The sequence below is a fragment of the Gordonia prachuapensis genome, assembly GCF_036350515.1.
GTDB classification, from domain to species: domain Bacteria; phylum Actinomycetota; class Actinomycetes; order Mycobacteriales; family Mycobacteriaceae; genus Gordonia; species Gordonia prachuapensis.
In genome coordinates this window covers 49,978-64,681 of sequence record NZ_JAZDUE010000012.1, presented here as the reverse complement: position 1 = coordinate 64,681, position 14,704 = coordinate 49,978, and the positions used below count along the sequence as shown (strand labels likewise).

Sequence of the window (14,704 nt, the reverse complement as noted above, 5' to 3'; positions counted from 1 at the left end):
GATTACCCGCGTCGGACAGCGGGTGCCTACGGTGGCGCCACGACGGTGGGGCGCCCCTTACAACTGCCGGTCCTGGGAGCGGAGCGGTGTGAGCTCCGCCACTAGAGCGAACCGTCACGGCCCGGATCACGGTTTTTCCCGGGCGCGGAACTCGCTCAGTGTCGCACCGTCTCCGCAAGCCGGGCAAGGTGCCCCCCGATTGATCGCTCGGGTCGATAAGGTACAACTTGTATCTATGTCGTGGGCAACCGGTGAATCGGCAGCTGAGCGCGTATATCGCGAGGTCAAAGGCCAAATTCTCACAAACGAGATCCCTGGCGGTGAGCTGATCAGTGAAGGTGACATCGCCACGAAGTGTGATGTGAGTCGCACTCCCGTCCGCGAGGCATTCCTCCGACTGGAGACCGAGGGCTGGATGCGGCTCTACCCCAAACGGGGAGCCCTGGTGGTTCCGGTCTCCGACCGCGAGGCACGCGACGTGGTCGATGCCAGGACCCTGCTGGAAGTGCACGCGGTGCGGGTCATCGTCGACGACGCGGATTCCCGGGATGAGCTCGTGGCGCGGCTCGAACGCAACCTGGCGGCCCACCGTGCCACCGACCCGGCCGACGTCGCGGAGTTCTCCCGCATCGACGCGGAATTCCATCAGCTGATCGTCGCGGCCGGCGACAACCCGCTGCTCGCGGACTTCTTCGTCAGCCTGGGGGAGCGGCACCGGCGGATGACGACGACCAGCGTGCGCCGCGACGACGCGGTGCCGTCGCGGATCCTCGACGATCACCGCGAACTCCTCGACGCGCTCGCGCGCGGCGACGCCGACGCATTCGCCGACGCCCTCGCCGCCCACCTCTCCGCCGTGCACGACCTGCGAAGGACACCTCCGGCATGACCCTCGACGTCACCGAACACTCCACCGTTCCCGAAACCGTGGGGCGCGCCACGAGCTGGACACCGGTCGCGGCGGCGATGTTCACAGCGGCCTGGGGCGGCAACGAGTTCACCCCGCTGCTGGTGATGTACCGCCAGGAAGGGAATCTGTCCGCGGTGGCCGTGGACAGTCTGCTGTTCACCTACGTGCTCGGCATCATCCCCGCGCTGCTGATCGGCGGACCGCTCTCGGATCGCCACGGCCGCAAGCTGCTGATGATGCCGGCCCCGCTGTTCGCGGCCCTCGGGTCATTGCTGCTGGCACTCGGGCCCCACTCGATCGGCTTGCTCACTGCGGGCCGGGTGGCGAGCGGAGTCGCGCTCGGTCTCGCGATGGCTGTCGGTGGCAGCTGGCTCGCCGAGATCAGCCGACGCAACGGCGACCGCGCGGGTGTCGGCGCCCGCCGCGCGGCGATGAGTCTGACCGCCGGTTTCGGCGTCGGTGCGGGTGTGGCGGGCGTCGTCGCCGAATGGGGCCCGTGGCCGACGGTGACCCCGTACGCGATCAACATCGTGCTGGCAGTCGGCGCGACGGTCGCCCTCAAGCGGGTGCCCGAGACGCGGGAAGTCGCGGCGTCTCGTGGGCGGCTCATCGACGATCTGCGGGTCCGCGGCGCGACGAACCGGCGGTTCCTGCTGGTGGTCGTCCCGGTGGCTCCGTGGGTGTTCGGCGCCGCGGCGTCGGCGTACGCCGTGATCCCGGCGCTGATGTCGGCGCGCACCTCCGGCGCACCGATCGCGTTCGCGGCGCTGTGCTGCGTGCTCGGCCTGGGCGCCGGCTTCGGTGTCCAGTCACTCGGCCGGCGGTTCGACGATCCTGGCCGCGCCCGCGGCCCGGTCCTCGCACTGATCATGCTCGCGGTCGGGATGGCGCTCGCCGCGGTCGCCGCCCACCTGCTCACGATCTGGATGTCGCTGCTCGCGGCAACCGTCCTGGGATGTGGCTACGGCATGGCGATGATCGCGGGATTGCTGGAGGTCCAGCGCATCGCGGGTCCGCGCAACCTCGCGGGTCTGACCGCGGTGTTCTACAGCGTGACCTATCTCGGTTTCGCCGTGCCGGTCATCCTCGCGTGGCTGTCCGAGACGTACCCGTCGATCACCTATCCAATGATGTTCGGTGTGGGCGTCCTCGCCGCCCTGGTCTGCCTGGCGATCGTCGTCGCTGGACATCGGACGGATCGGCGCCTTACGTCGTAGACGGCGCCGCCCGGTAATCTCGTCGGGGTTCGACACGACGCGGGAGGTTGCGGGCGATGGTGCTGGGGGCGTGGGTCACCGTGGTGACGGCCCTGATGCTGGTGGTGCCCGGCGCGTTGGTCGGTCGCCGGATGGTGCTGCCATGGCCGGTCGCCATCGCGGCCGGACCGCCGATCACCTTCGCCGTCGTCAGCGTCTTCACGGTGCTCTATTCCGCGATCGGTTTCGAGTGGAACATCATCACCGCGCTGCTCGCGCTGGTGGTCACGCTGCTGTTCTCATGGGCCTACGCCGCGATCCTCGCTCGCCGACGATTCGCCGGCCTGGCACCCGCGCCGGCCCCTGACGACGATCCGCCGTTGCGGTGGCGTTCGACGGCCCCGATGGCGGCCGGGATTGGGATCGGCACCGTCATCATCGCCATCACCTGTATCCGACCGCTGATCAAGAACACCTTCGCGGGTCTGGGCAACATCTCGCAGGTGTGGGATTCGTTGTGGCACGCCAGTTCACTGCGCTGGATCGACGAGACCGGCATCGGTTCGGCGCTGCGCATGGGTGAACTGATGAACTACGACACCCACGGGTTCAACTACTACCCGAACACGTGGCATGCGTTGGGCGCCATCCTGTTCCCGGTCACCGGTGCCGACCCGGTCGAGCTCTACAACACGTATTCGCCTGCCGTGCTGGCGATCACTGTCCCGTTCGGTGTCGCGTCGCTCGCGTACTGGTTCGCGCGGCACCGCTTCGGCACGTCACGGTCGGCGATCTTGGCCGGGGCGGCCGGCGCGGTGTCGGCGTTGTTCCCGTCGCTGCCCTACGTCGAGGTGCAGCTGACTTCGGTGCCGAACGCGGTGGGCGTGTCGATGGCCCCCATCGCCGCGGTACTGGTGATCAGTTGCGTCCGCGATCGTCGGCGGGTGCTGGCGGCGGCCGCGGCGATGTCCGGCGTCACCGCGACACACCCGTCGGGGCTGATCCTGGCCGGCGTGATCATCGGCCTGTGGCTGCTGCTCGAGGGCCTGTGGCGTCCGGCCTACGGCCGGTTGCGCGACCTGGGGACCCTCGCCGTGGCGGGGCTGATCACCGTCGTCGGCATCGCGCCCGTCGTGTACGGCACCATCAAGGTCGCCGACACCAACGAACTGCCGTTCTTCGACTTCCGCGAGGAAGGTGTCGGTGTGCTGACCGGCCTCGGGCAGGCGGCGTTCAACGGCACGATCCCGCTCGAAGACCACTACCCGATCTGGGGTCTGATCCTCCTCACCGTGCTGGGCCTCGGCGTCCTCGCGTGGATGCGGTGCTGGGCCGGGCTCGCGGCTTGGTTCGTGTTCGTGCTCATCACGGCGAACTCGGTGGTTGCACTCAGCGTGCTGTCGTACCCGCTCGGGGCGATCGGCGGCTACTTCTACAACTCGCCGCATCGGCTGACGTTCGTGGTGGCCATGTTCTCGGCGGCGGCCGTCGGCTGTGCGCTGGGCGCGTTGGCGGTCACCGTCGCGGATCGCGTCGCCCGGCGCCCACAGACGACGACGCGAGTCCGTCAGTGGGCTCTTCCCGCCGCGGTTGCGGTACTGATGGTGCTGATCGCGGGCGCCGGCGTGCTGCGCTACCCGGCCGATGCGCAGATCGCGTCCAAGGAACGTGGCGGCAAGTTCATCGGACCCGACGATCTTGCCGCCTACGATTGGCTGGCAGATCAACCCGACGCCGACGACGTGCTGGTGCTCAACAACCTCGACCAGGGCACCGGGTGGCTGTACCCCGCCACCGGCGTCACCCCGATGTTCCCCTTCTACCGGGCCAATGACTTCTCGCAGCGGCAGCGCGACCTGTTCTGGGGGGTGTCGCAGATCGGCGCAGACCCGTACATCGACGGCATCGTGCGAGATATGAACGTGCACTACGTGATTGACAGCCCGCCGAGCTATTGGGAGTTCCAGAACGGGGTGCCCGACCCGGAGAACGGCGTCCAGGGCGACCCGTTCCTCGCGTTGCGTCAGAACGGCGCGCCCGGCCTGACGCCGGTGTTCCAGCAGGGCAACGTCACGATCTATCGGGTGAACGAGCCCGCCGCAGCTGGGTGATCTCGATACGCGACTCACTTCGTTCGCCGCTACTCGATCAGCGGGTGGTGGCCGGTCGTCTCTACCGCTGGTTGAGTAGCCTCGTGCGAGCTTGCGAGCTCGTGGCGTATCGAAACCTGGTGTGCGGGATCTCGATACGCGACTCACTTCGTTCGCTGCTACTCGATCGTCGGTTGGTGGCCGGTCGTCTCTGCCGCTGGTTGAGTGGCCTCGTGTGAGCTTGCGAGCCCGTGGCGTATCGAAACCTGGTGTGCGGGATCTCGATACGCGACTCACTTCGTTCGCCGCTACTCGATCAGCGGGTGGTGGCCGGTCGTCCCTACCGCTGGTTGAGTAGCCTCGTGCGAGCGTGCGAGCCCGTGGCGTATCGAAACCCGGTGCGCGTGATCTCGATACGCGGCGAGCGATCACGCGTCCGGAAATCCCTTCGGGTTCTTCGACTGCCACCGCCAGGTGTCGGCGCACATGTCGTCGATCGTCTTGGTCGCGCGCCAGCCGAGGTCGGCGTTGGCCCGCGACGGATCGGCATAGGAGGCGGCGATGTCGCCGGCACGGCGCGGGGCGATCTCATACGGGATCGGCCGGCCGCTGGCCCGCTCGAACGCCTTGATCACCTCGAGGACCGAAACTCCCTGTCCGGTACCGAGATTCCACACGGACATGGGATCTTTGCCCGCGCTGACGGTGTCGAGCGCGGCGACGTGCCCGGCGGCCAGATCGTCGACGTGGATGTAGTCGCGCACGCCGGTGCCGTCGGCGGTGTCGTAGTCGTCGCCGAACACCGACAGCTTCTCCCGGCGGCCGACCGCCACCTGCGCGACGAACGGCATCAGGTTGTTGGGAATGCCGCTGGGGTCCTCGCCGATGTCACCGCTCGCATGCGCACCCACCGGGTTGAAGTAACGCAGCGCGGCGATGCGCCACCGGTCGTCACTCGCCGCCACATCGCGCAGCACCTGCTCGATCATCACCTTGGTCCAGCCGTACGGGTTGGTCGCCGACGTCGGCAGATCCTCGGTCATGGGTAGCTTCGGCTCGGCCCCGTACACCGTCGCCGACGACGAGAACACGAGCGTTCGCACATCGTGGCGGCCCATGGCGCGCAGAAGTGCGAACGTCGATCCGAGGTTGTTCTGGTAGTAGTCGAGCGGCTTGCTCACCGACTCGCCGACGGCCTTGAACCCGGCAAAATGGATGACCGCGTCGATCTGCTCGTGGGCGAAGAGGTGTTCGGTCTTGTCGACGTCGGCGAGGTCGATCGCATGCACCGGGATCGACGTGCCGGTCAATGCTTCGAGCCGGCCGATCACCGTGGGTTTGGCGTTGCTGAAGTCGTCGACGACCACGACGTCGTGGCCCGCCTCGACGAGATGGATGACGGTGTGGGAGCCGATGTAGCCGGCGCCGCCGCTGACGAGAACTCGCATGGCTCCACAGTATGGGCCGATCCTGGGGATCGGCCCCGGGGATCCTGTGTTGTCCGCCTCATATCCAGCGGATACGGTCGGCGTGTGACGCGGGCGGATGTGGAGTTCAGGTCGGGACCCGACCGATGCCGGGGATGGCTGTACCTGCCGGACACGGGCCGGCCTGCACCGATCATGGTGATGGCCCACGGTCTGGGTGCGGTCAAGGAGATGCGGCTCGACGCGTTCGCCGAACGTTTCTGCGACGCCGGCTACGCCTGCCTGGTCTTCGACTATCGGCATTTCGGCGCCAGTGACGGCGAACCGCGTCAGCTGCTGTCCATCCGGCGCCAGCTCGACGACTGGGCCGCGGCAGTCGCCTACGCCCGCACGATCCCCGACGTCGACCAGCGGCGCGTCGTGCTGTGGGGTACGTCGTTCGGCGGCGGGCACGTCATGGTGGCGGCCGCCCGTGACGGCGACATCGCGGCGGTGATCTCGCAGTGCCCGTTCACCAGCGGGACGGCGTCGGTCCTCGCGATGGACCCGATGACCACGGTCAAGGTGACGGCACGCGCTGTCGCCGACCTCGGGGCCGCGGTGTTGCGCCGCAAGCCGGTGATGGTCGCGCTGGCGGGCGAGCCCGGAGACGCCGCGCTGATGACGGCTCCGGACGTCGTGCCGGGCTACCTGCCCTTGGTTCCGGAGGGCCATCCGTTCACCAACGAGGTCGCGGCGCGGGTGGTGCCGACCATCGCACGTCACCACCCCGGCCGGGCCCTGGCGAACCTCACCTGCCCCGTGCTCGTCTGCGTGTGTGATCAGGATTCGGTGGCGCCGCCGCGGCAGACGGTGCGCTACGCCCGGCGCGGCCCGACGACACGGCTGATCCGCTATCCCGAGGGGCACTTCGACATCTATGTCGGCGACGCGTTCGAAGAGGTCGTCGCCGACCAGGTGGACTTCCTCGATCGGGTGGTTCCGCTGGAGTGACCCTTCGTGACGCATCCTCGCAGGCTCGGAGGCTCCTCAGGGGTCGGGTGGTGCGAGGGCCTCAGCCGATGACCTTCTCGGTGGTGGCGTAGGTCTGCTCGACGGCCTGCTTGTGCGGCTGCCACCAGTCGGGGTGGTCGCGGTACCAGTCGATGGTCGCCGACAACCCCGCTCGGAAGTCCACATATTGTGGGCGCCAACCCAACTCGGTGCGCAGGCGGGTGGAGTCGATGGCGTAGCGCCGGTCGTGCCCGGGTCGGTCGGTGACGAAGTCGAAGGCGTCGGCGGGTTGGTCGAGCAGCTCCAGGATGGTCTCGACGACGGTCCGGTTGTTCACCTCGCCGTCGGCGCCGATCAGATACGTCTCACCGATCTGACCTCGCTCGATGATGGTCCACACCGCATCGTTGTGATCGTCGACGTGAATCCAGTCGCGCACGTTGAGGCCATCACCGTAGAGGCGGGGCCGCACCCCGGAGAGCACGTTGGTGATCTGGCGGGGGATGAACTTCTCGATGTGCTGATACGGCCCGTAGTTGTTGGAGCAGTTGGAGATCGTCGCGCGCAGGCCGAACGAGCGCACCCACGCGCGGACCAGCAGATCCGAGCCGGCCTTGGTGGAGGAGTACGGGCTCGACGGGTTGTAGGCGGTGGACTCGGTGAACCGGGCCGGGTCGTCGAGGTCGAGGTCGCCGTACACCTCGTCGGTGCTGATGTGGTGATAGCGCACGTCGTGACGGCGGACCGCCTCCAGCAGCGCGAACGTGCCGACCAGGTTGGTGTGTACGAACGACGACGGGTCGGCCAGCGAGTTGTCGTTGTGCGACTCGGCCGCAAAATGCACCACCACGTCGGTGGCGGCGATCAGCGAGTCGACGAGATCGGCGTCGGCGATGTCGCCCTTGACCAGGTCGATCCGGTCGGCCACCGGTTCCAGGGTCGCCGGGTTGGCGGCATAGGTGAGCTTGTCGAGCACGGTGATCTGCACATCGGGTCGCTGCTGCAGGGTGCGCAGCACGAAGTTGGCGCCGATGAATCCGGCGCCCCCGGTGACCAGAACCCGCATGACCCGTTCCCTTCCCTCGGACGCCGATCACTGTACCGGGGCGTCGTGCGGGTGCACCTCTCGTCGCCGGCCCGGAGGTGCCACTAGGGTGTGGGTATGCGCGGCATCATCCTGGCCGGGGGTACGGGGACCCGCCTGCACCCGATCACGCAGGGTGTCTCCAAGCAGCTCGTGCCGGTGTACGACAAGCCGATGATCTACTACCCGTTGTCGACGCTGATGCTCGCGGGCATTCAGGACATTCTGATCATCACGACCCCGCAGGACAGTGCCGCGTTCCAGGGGCTGTTGGGCAACGGTGAGCAGTTCGGCATCAACCTGTCCTACATCACCCAGCCCTCCCCGGATGGCCTCGCCCAGGCGTTCGTGTTAGGGGCCGATCACATCGGCGACGACTCGGTCGCACTCGTCCTCGGCGACAACATCTTCTACGGTCCGGGCCTCGGCAGTCAGCTGCAGGGTTTCGAGAATGTCGACGGCGGAGCGATTTTCGCCTACTGGGTGGCCGATCCGAGCGCCTACGGGGTGGTCGATTTCGATGACAGCGGAACTGCGATCGCCCTGCAGGAGAAGCCTGCTCAACCCCGTTCGAACTACGCGGTGCCCGGCCTGTACTTCTACGACAACGACGTCGTGGATATCGCTCGCAACCTGAAGCCCAGTGCCCGTGGCGAATACGAGATCACCGACATCAATGCCCATTACCTCGACCAGGGTCGACTCGCCGTCAAGGTCCTTCCGCGCGGGACAGCCTGGTTGGACACCGGCACCTTCGACTCGCTCCTCGACGCAGGCAACTTCGTCCGTACCGTCGAGCAACGGCAAGGACTCAAGATCGCCGTGCCGGAAGAGATCGCCTGGCGACGCGGTTTCATCGGCGACGACGAATTGCGTTCGCGTGCAGAAAAACTCCGTAAGTCAGGCTACGGCGACTACCTCCTCGAACTGCTGGAACGCGGGAAAGGTTTCTGAATGAAGCTGCGGCCATTGTCGATCGACGGTGCGTGGGAGCTGACACCAGTGCAGCACGGGGACGATCGAGGGCTCTTCGCGGAGGTCTTCAAGGCCGACCTGCTGGCCGAGGCCATCGGGCATCGACTCGACCTGGCGCAGGTGAACCTGTCAGTGTCGGCGGCCGGTGTGCTGCGGGGCGTGCACTTCGCCGATGTGCCGCCCGGTCAGGCCAAGTACGTGACGTGTCCGTCCGGCGCGATCCTCGACGTCATCGTCGACATCCGGGTCGGCTCACCGACGTTCGGGACCTACGACACCGTGCTGCTCGACGACGTCGACCGGCGCGCGGTGTACCTGTCCGAGGGGCTGGGCCACGCGTTCTGTTCGCTGGCCGACGGTTCGACCGTCACCTACCTGTGCTCCACGGGCTACAACCCGACAGCCGAGCACGGCATCAACCCACTCGACCCCGAGTTGGGAATCGTGTGGCCGACCACCGCCCGGAACGGGTCGGCGCTCGAGTACGAACTGTCCGCCAAGGACACTGCCGCTCCGGGGCTGACGGAGGCGCGGGAGTCGGGGCTGCTGCCGTCGTATGATGACGTCGTGGCGTACGTGCGCGACCTCGCGGAGGCGTGATCTCGATACGGACCCTCGCAAGCTCGGGGCCTACTCGATCGGCGGGTGGGACAGCATCCGATCGGGAGATGGCTGGGTTCTCTCGACGAATTCTCGGGTTCTGTCGACCGCCGTGACAAGACTTGGGTGCCTAGTGTTTCTGCTGGTTTTCCGCGTCGCGCAGCGCCACGGCGCGGGCCAGGCGCGCGTACTTGATCTCCAACTCCCGGAACCGCAGGTAGGTGGAGACCGTGGTGAACGCGAATGCGACCACGAGCAGGAACAGCACCAGGTCCAGGCCGCGCTGGATGCCGACTTTGTTGGCGAGCCAGGTGATGTCGTCCTGACGGAGCATCGCGTAGAGACCGAACGCCACGAACGCGACGAACAGGATCTTCACCCCGGCTGACGCGCGGGCGGTGCCGCGATTGACCACGAAGAACGCGACCAGTGCCACCAGGCCGACGATGGTGAGGATCTGGAACCAGATCATCGAGCGCTCACTTCCTCATCCGCGGGTGCAGCAAACCGTCGGCAACGATGTTGACGCCGTTGATCAGCGACTGCCCCTTCGCCCGGGAGTAGTCGGTGTACAGGATGGTGACGGGCTGTTCGGCCACGCGCCAGTCGTGGTGATCGATGAGCGCGACGAACTCGGATGCGTGGCTCATCCCGGACATCACGAGGTCGAGATCGTCGGCAACCTTCTTGTTGAAGGCGCGTAATCCGTTGTGCGCGTCGGTGAGTCCGAGACGCCGGGTGCGGGGACTGAAGAACACCACGGTCCGCAGCACCATCCGGCGCAGCAGCGGGACCGACTCGCTGCGGCCCTCGGCGAACCGGGTGCCGACGATGATGTCGACGGGTTCGGTGCGCAGTCGCTCGATCATCGCGACGACATCGTCGACCTGATGCTGGCCGTCGGCGTCGAAGGTGACGAAGAACTTCGCGCCGGGTTGTGCGCGGGCGTACTCGACGCCGGTCTGGATGGCCGCGCCCTGACCGAGGTTGACGGGGTGCCGCACCAGGCGGACCCCGGCCGCGCGGATCTCGGCTGCGGAGCCGTCGCGGCTGCCGTCGTCGACGCAGACGATGTTGGGGAACGTCTTCGCCGCGGTCGCCGCGACCTCCCGGATCACCTCGGCCTCGTTGAAGACGGGTATCACCAGCCACACGTCATCGTTGCTGGTGGAGCCCGAGGTCATGTCGGTAACACTAGTAGTGCACCCGACCGCCGGCCCGTGACCCCCACGCCGGGTGTCCTACGCTGGGCGGGTGCCGATCGACGTGATGATGCCGTTCTACGGTGAAGTCGCGCAGTTCCGGCAGGCCGTCACCAGCGTCCTCGACCAGCGCGACGGCGATCTGCGGCTCGTCGTGATCGACGACTGTTACCCCGATCCCGAGCCCGCGCACTGGCTGGCCTCGCTCACCGATCCGCGGGTGCATTACCTCCGTAACGAGACCAACCTCGGCGTCAACGGCAACTTCCGACGATGCGTCGACCTCGTCGAGGCCGATCATTTCGTCGTCATGGGATGCGACGACGTCATGCTGCCCGACTACGTGGCGACCGTCCGCAGACTGGCCCGGCAACACCCCGACGCCGCGGTCATCGCACCCGGGGTGGAAGTCATCGACGATCGCGACCAGGTCGTGCATCCCCTCGGCGACCGCATCAAGTCGCTGCTGACGCCCCGCACAAGCACTGAACCGGTGGTCCTGCGCGGGGAGGCCATGGCGACGAGCCTCTACCACGGCAACTGGACCTATTTCCCCTCGCTGCTGTGGCGCACCGCCCCGGTCCGCGACGTCGGGTTCCGGCCAGGCCTCGACATCGTCCTCGACCTCGCGTTGCTCGTCGACCTCGCGGCGCGCGGCGGCGCCCTCGTCCATGACCCGACCGTCGTGTTCCGCTATCGCCGCCACCAGGCGTCGGTCAGTTCGGTACAGGCAGTCGACGGCCGACGATTCGCCGAGGAGAACGCCTTCTTCGCCGACGAGGCCCGACGGTGCGCCGACCGCGGCTGGAGCCGCGCTGCCCGCGCCGCACGTCTGCACGCGACGTCGCGGCTGAACCACGCTCAGTCGCGGGCGCTGGCCACCGCCGGACGCCTGCGCCGCGCGAGTCCCACGGCGTGAACGGCCATCCCGACGAGCGGTCCGCAGATCAGCGCGACCGTCACCCGGGCCACCGCATCGGCCGGTGACAGCAGCAACCCGACCGAGGCGAGAGTGGCGATCCACCACCCGGCGGCATACCAGCGGTGCGCGCCGACGGCGATGGTCGCGGCGCCCGTCACCGTCAGCAAGGCGAGGGTGGTCGCGCCGAGCGTGAATCCCGCCACCGCCAAGCCCGACAGCCGGAAGTCTTCGCCGAAGACGTTGCGCAGCAGCCACGGCCCGATCAGCCAGGCCGCGCCCGAGCCGGCCACTCCGATAGCGACGACCACCGCCGCGGGGATGCGGAGGGCGGCGCCGAGCCGGTCGGAGCCGTCGACGAACCGGGTTATCAGCACACCCTGAAAGCTGTTCAACGGCACCAGCAGTGGCGCCCGGGTCAGGGTCACCGCGAGCACCACCGCACCGACCGTGGCGGACGATGCGTCGTCGTCGGTGGCGGTGATGAGCACCGGGAATCCCATCACCAGAACAGCGCTCGCCGCGGCCGCCGCCATCGCGGTCAGGGTGTTGGTCGCGAACCGTCGCGACGAGACATCGCCCGGCAGGCCGACGGCCGCCCGTGCCGCCGACGACGTGAGGAGCAGGACCATCCAGGACACCGAACCGATGACCGTGATGACCAGGAAGGCGACCAGGTCGCCGCCGAACACCACGGCCAGCCCGGCGCCGACGAGCCGGATCATCGCGTCCACCGACAGCAGGGTCGCGAACACACCCCAGGCCACCGCCCCCGACAACGCGCCGGCAAGATGTGCGTAGACACCGAACGACGCGACGCCGACGGACAACAGCGCCACCGACAGCCACCGCTGCTCGTCGAACACGAGTCCGCTCCACAGCGGCGACGTCGCGGCGACGAGGACACCCAGCGTCACGCCGATTGTCGCGTTGACCACCCACGGGCGCGCCGTCGACACACGATCGTCGATACCGGCACGCACCGCCCGGGTCGTCTCCTGGAGTTGACCGTTCTGCGCGCCCGTGACCATGCCGTATGCCGCCCAGAACACGGCGAACACCGCGTAGCCGGCGGCACCGAGATGACGCGCCGCCAGCAGTAGGACCAGGTAGCCGGATACCGCGGCGATCACCGTGGCGACCGTGACCCGGCCGATGGCCCCGCCGGCCCGCGGTGTCGTCAGGGATGCGTCGTCGGACATCGCAGGTTCAGGACGGACCCGGGAACGCCGGCAGCGGGGCGCTGAACAACCAGTCGTCCCACAGCGCGGTCAGCGAGGTGGTCGAGTAGTTGGCGGAGAGCGCGATGAAGTCCTCGGTGGTCGCCGACCCGTACCGGTACTTGTCGGTCCAGCGCTTCAGCAGCGCGAAGAAGTTGCCGTCGCCGATCGTCAACCGCAGCGCGTGGAGCGTGAGTGCCCCGCGCTTGTACACCCAGTCGTCGAACATGTGCCGGGGCCCGGGGTCGGTGAGCGTGGCGCGCACCGGATTCGCCGCGAGCTTGTCGTAGTAGTGGCGCGCCCATTCGGCGGCGCTCTTGCCGCCGGACCGCTGACTCCACAGCCACTCCGCGTAACACGCGAAGCCCTCGTGCAGCCAGATGTCGCGCCAGCGGGCGAGGGTCACCGAATTCCCGAACCATTGATGCGCGAGCTCGTGCGCGACGAGACGCTCCGCACGCTGCGAGCCGTCGCAGTGGTTGGCGCCGAAGGTGGAGAAACTCTGGGCCTCGATCGGGATGTCGAGGTCGTCGTCGGTGACGACGACGGTGTAGCGCGGGAACGGGTAGGGGCCGAACATCTCCACGAACACGTCGATCATCTCGAGCTGCCTACCGAAGTCGACGTCGAGGTTCGGCACGAGTCGCTGCGGGAGGATCGCGTCCACCGGAATCGGCTTGGACGCCAACGTCTTCTTGACGTAGGGGCCGATCTGGATCGAGGCGAGGTAGGTCGGCATCGGCTCGACCTGCTGGTAGACCCACGTCGTCTGCGCGGCGCGGGTGCGTTTGGATTCGAGGACGCCGTTGGCCAGCGCGTAGTAGGGGCTGTCGGTGGTGATCGAGATGCGGTAGGGCGCCTTCGCACTCGGATGGTCGTCACACGGGAACCAGGACGCCGCTCCGTTGGGCTGGTTGGCGCACAACGCGCCTTCGGTGAGCTCCTCCCAGCCCACCTCGCCCCACGCCCCGCGGATCGGGCGTGGTGAACCCGCATATCGGATGACGATGGTCATCGCGCCGCCCGGTGGGACGGGCGCGTCGGGGGTGATGGAGAGTTTGCGGTTGCGGTGGCTGTAGCGGGCGCGTTTGTCGTTGACGGTCACCCGTGAGACGGAGAGCGGCGAGGCCAGATCCAGCGTGAACTTGCGCAACTGGACGTAGGACGTTGCGGTGAGCGTCGCCACCCCGGATAGTCGGTTGGGTGACACCTTGTACTCGAGGTCGAGGTCGTAGCGCGATATCCGGAAGCCGAGGTTGCCGTTGTCGGGCAGGTACGGGTCGAGTGCATCCAGCGGGGCGCCGAGGAGAGGCTGTCGTGGACTCTTGGCCGACTTTCCCGGCACTGACTCTCCTGTCTGTTCGCGAGCGGCGCGCGAGGACTCACCGGCACCAAATGTCCAACGACAGGCAGCTGCCGTCGCGGACACTCAGATTACCTGCCGGGTTCTCCGGGTACTCGGCGGCGAGCGATGTGAGAAGCTGTGTGATGAACCGGACCGTGGTCCGGTTGTAGTTCGGTCCAGTTGTAGTTCGGTCGGGTTGGTAGAGACGGAAGAGGAAGAAATGTTCGGCATACGCAGCGTGACGTTCTTCGTGGCACGCCTGATCCTCGGCATCATCTTCATCATGCACGGGTGGCAGAAGTTGCACACCAACGGAATCGACCAGACCGAGCAGGGTTTCGACGCCATGGGCATCCCGTGGCCGAACCTCGCGGCGCAATACGCCACCTGGGTGGAGTTCGTCGGCGGCATCCTGCTGATCCTGGGGCTCTTCCTGCCGATTGTGGCGATCCTGCTGATCGCGGACATGATCGGCGCGATCTACTACGCGCACTGGGATGCCGGCTTCTGGAACGCCGACGGCGGCTACGAGTTCAATCTCGCCCTGATCGCCGGCCTGCTCGCCGTCGGCTTCGCCCAGGCGGGTGCGGCGGCCGCGGACAACTACGTGTTCCGACGCAGGCGTCGAGGGGCCGTGGTCGACTGATCGCGACAATCCGCTGTTGATCGCGACAGTCTGCTGAGCGCGACAATCCGCTGATCGAGTAGTTCCGAGCCGCTAGGCGAGGAACGTATCGAGATCG

General features: G+C 67.5%; 14 protein-coding genes. 8 read left to right on the top strand and 6 right to left on the bottom strand.

Features of this window, described 5'->3' with window-relative positions; all coding sequences use genetic code 11:
* Positions 1-235 precede the first annotated feature (235 nt).
* Genes V1Y59_RS15100 through V1Y59_RS15090 form a run of 3 tightly spaced genes read left to right on the top strand, consistent with a single transcriptional unit; the run spans position 236 to position 4,217 of the window.
* Complete coding sequence (locus V1Y59_RS15100; protein WP_330505783.1) at positions 236-889, top strand: GntR family transcriptional regulator; 654 nt, start codon at positions 236-238, stop codon at positions 887-889.
* Complete coding sequence (locus V1Y59_RS15095) at positions 886-2,127, top strand: MFS transporter (protein ID WP_431309181.1); 1,242 nt, start codon at positions 886-888, stop codon at positions 2,125-2,127. The genes V1Y59_RS15100 and V1Y59_RS15095 overlap by 4 nt, the downstream gene beginning before the upstream one ends.
* A 56-nt stretch (positions 2,128-2,183) precedes the next feature.
* A complete protein-coding gene (locus V1Y59_RS15090) occupies positions 2,184-4,217 on the top strand; it encodes a DUF6541 family protein (protein ID WP_330505782.1) in 2,034 nt (677 codons plus the stop codon).
* Positions 4,218-4,624: 407 nt separating this feature from the next.
* Here V1Y59_RS15090 and galE read toward each other — a convergent pair whose 3' ends face one another.
* Complete coding sequence (gene galE, locus V1Y59_RS15085; RefSeq protein ID WP_330505781.1) at positions 4,625-5,644, bottom strand: UDP-glucose 4-epimerase GalE; 1,020 nt, start codon at positions 5,642-5,644, stop codon at positions 4,625-4,627.
* Between the two features lie 84 nt (positions 5,645-5,728).
* Here galE and V1Y59_RS15080 point away from each other — a divergent pair, with 84 nt between their 5' ends.
* A complete protein-coding gene (locus tag V1Y59_RS15080; protein WP_330505780.1) occupies positions 5,729-6,616 on the top strand; it encodes an alpha/beta hydrolase in 888 nt (295 codons plus the stop codon).
* A gap of 61 nt (positions 6,617-6,677) precedes the next feature.
* Here V1Y59_RS15080 and rfbB read toward each other — a convergent pair whose 3' ends face one another.
* The gene (rfbB, locus tag V1Y59_RS15075) at positions 6,678-7,682 is read right to left on the bottom strand and encodes a dTDP-glucose 4,6-dehydratase (RefSeq protein ID WP_330505779.1); all 1,005 of its coding nucleotides are present in this window, start codon (positions 7,680-7,682) and stop codon (positions 6,678-6,680) included.
* Positions 7,683-7,778: 96 nt separating this feature from the next.
* On the opposite strand from rfbB, the gene rfbA reads away from it, so the two are divergent.
* Together rfbA and V1Y59_RS15065 are read left to right on the top strand one after the other, a co-directional pair.
* Positions 7,779-8,654, top strand: coding sequence for a glucose-1-phosphate thymidylyltransferase RfbA (gene rfbA / locus V1Y59_RS15070; RefSeq protein WP_330505778.1), 876 nt, complete (start codon positions 7,779-7,781; stop codon positions 8,652-8,654).
* Positions 8,655-9,275: a dTDP-4-dehydrorhamnose 3,5-epimerase family protein gene (locus tag V1Y59_RS15065; RefSeq protein ID WP_330505777.1), complete on the top strand. Its 621-nt coding sequence runs from the start codon at positions 8,655-8,657 to the stop codon at positions 9,273-9,275.
* Positions 9,276-9,405: 130 nt separating this feature from the next.
* Here V1Y59_RS15065 and V1Y59_RS15060 read toward each other — a convergent pair whose 3' ends face one another.
* Together V1Y59_RS15060 and V1Y59_RS15055 are read right to left on the bottom strand one after the other, a co-directional pair.
* Positions 9,406-9,747, bottom strand: a complete 342-nt coding sequence (locus tag V1Y59_RS15060; protein WP_330433257.1) for a DUF2304 domain-containing protein — start codon at positions 9,745-9,747, stop codon at positions 9,406-9,408.
* A 7-nt stretch (positions 9,748-9,754) separates the two neighbouring features.
* Positions 9,755-10,459 carry a glycosyltransferase family 2 protein gene (locus V1Y59_RS15055; RefSeq protein WP_330505776.1) on the bottom strand — a complete coding sequence of 235 codons (705 nt, stop codon included), beginning with the start codon at positions 10,457-10,459 and terminating at the stop codon, positions 9,755-9,757.
* A gap of 70 nt (positions 10,460-10,529) precedes the next feature.
* Here V1Y59_RS15055 and V1Y59_RS15050 point away from each other — a divergent pair, with 70 nt between their 5' ends.
* Complete coding sequence (locus V1Y59_RS15050) at positions 10,530-11,396, top strand: glycosyltransferase family 2 protein (protein WP_330505775.1); 867 nt, start codon at positions 10,530-10,532, stop codon at positions 11,394-11,396.
* Here V1Y59_RS15050 and V1Y59_RS15045 read toward each other — a convergent pair.
* The gene (locus V1Y59_RS15045; protein ID WP_330505774.1) at positions 11,339-12,598 is read right to left on the bottom strand and encodes a lipopolysaccharide biosynthesis protein; all 1,260 of its coding nucleotides are present in this window, start codon (positions 12,596-12,598) and stop codon (positions 11,339-11,341) included. The two genes, V1Y59_RS15050 and V1Y59_RS15045, sit on opposite strands and share 58 nt — an antisense overlap.
* Positions 12,599-12,605: 7 nt before the next feature.
* The gene (locus tag V1Y59_RS15040; protein WP_330505773.1) at positions 12,606-13,961 is read right to left on the bottom strand and encodes a M1 family metallopeptidase; all 1,356 of its coding nucleotides are present in this window, start codon (positions 13,959-13,961) and stop codon (positions 12,606-12,608) included.
* Between the two features lie 220 nt (positions 13,962-14,181).
* On the opposite strand from V1Y59_RS15040, the gene V1Y59_RS15035 reads away from it, so the two are divergent.
* A complete protein-coding gene (locus V1Y59_RS15035; RefSeq protein WP_330433252.1) occupies positions 14,182-14,607 on the top strand; it encodes a DoxX family protein in 426 nt (141 codons plus the stop codon).
* Positions 14,608-14,704: the final 97 nt, after the last annotated feature.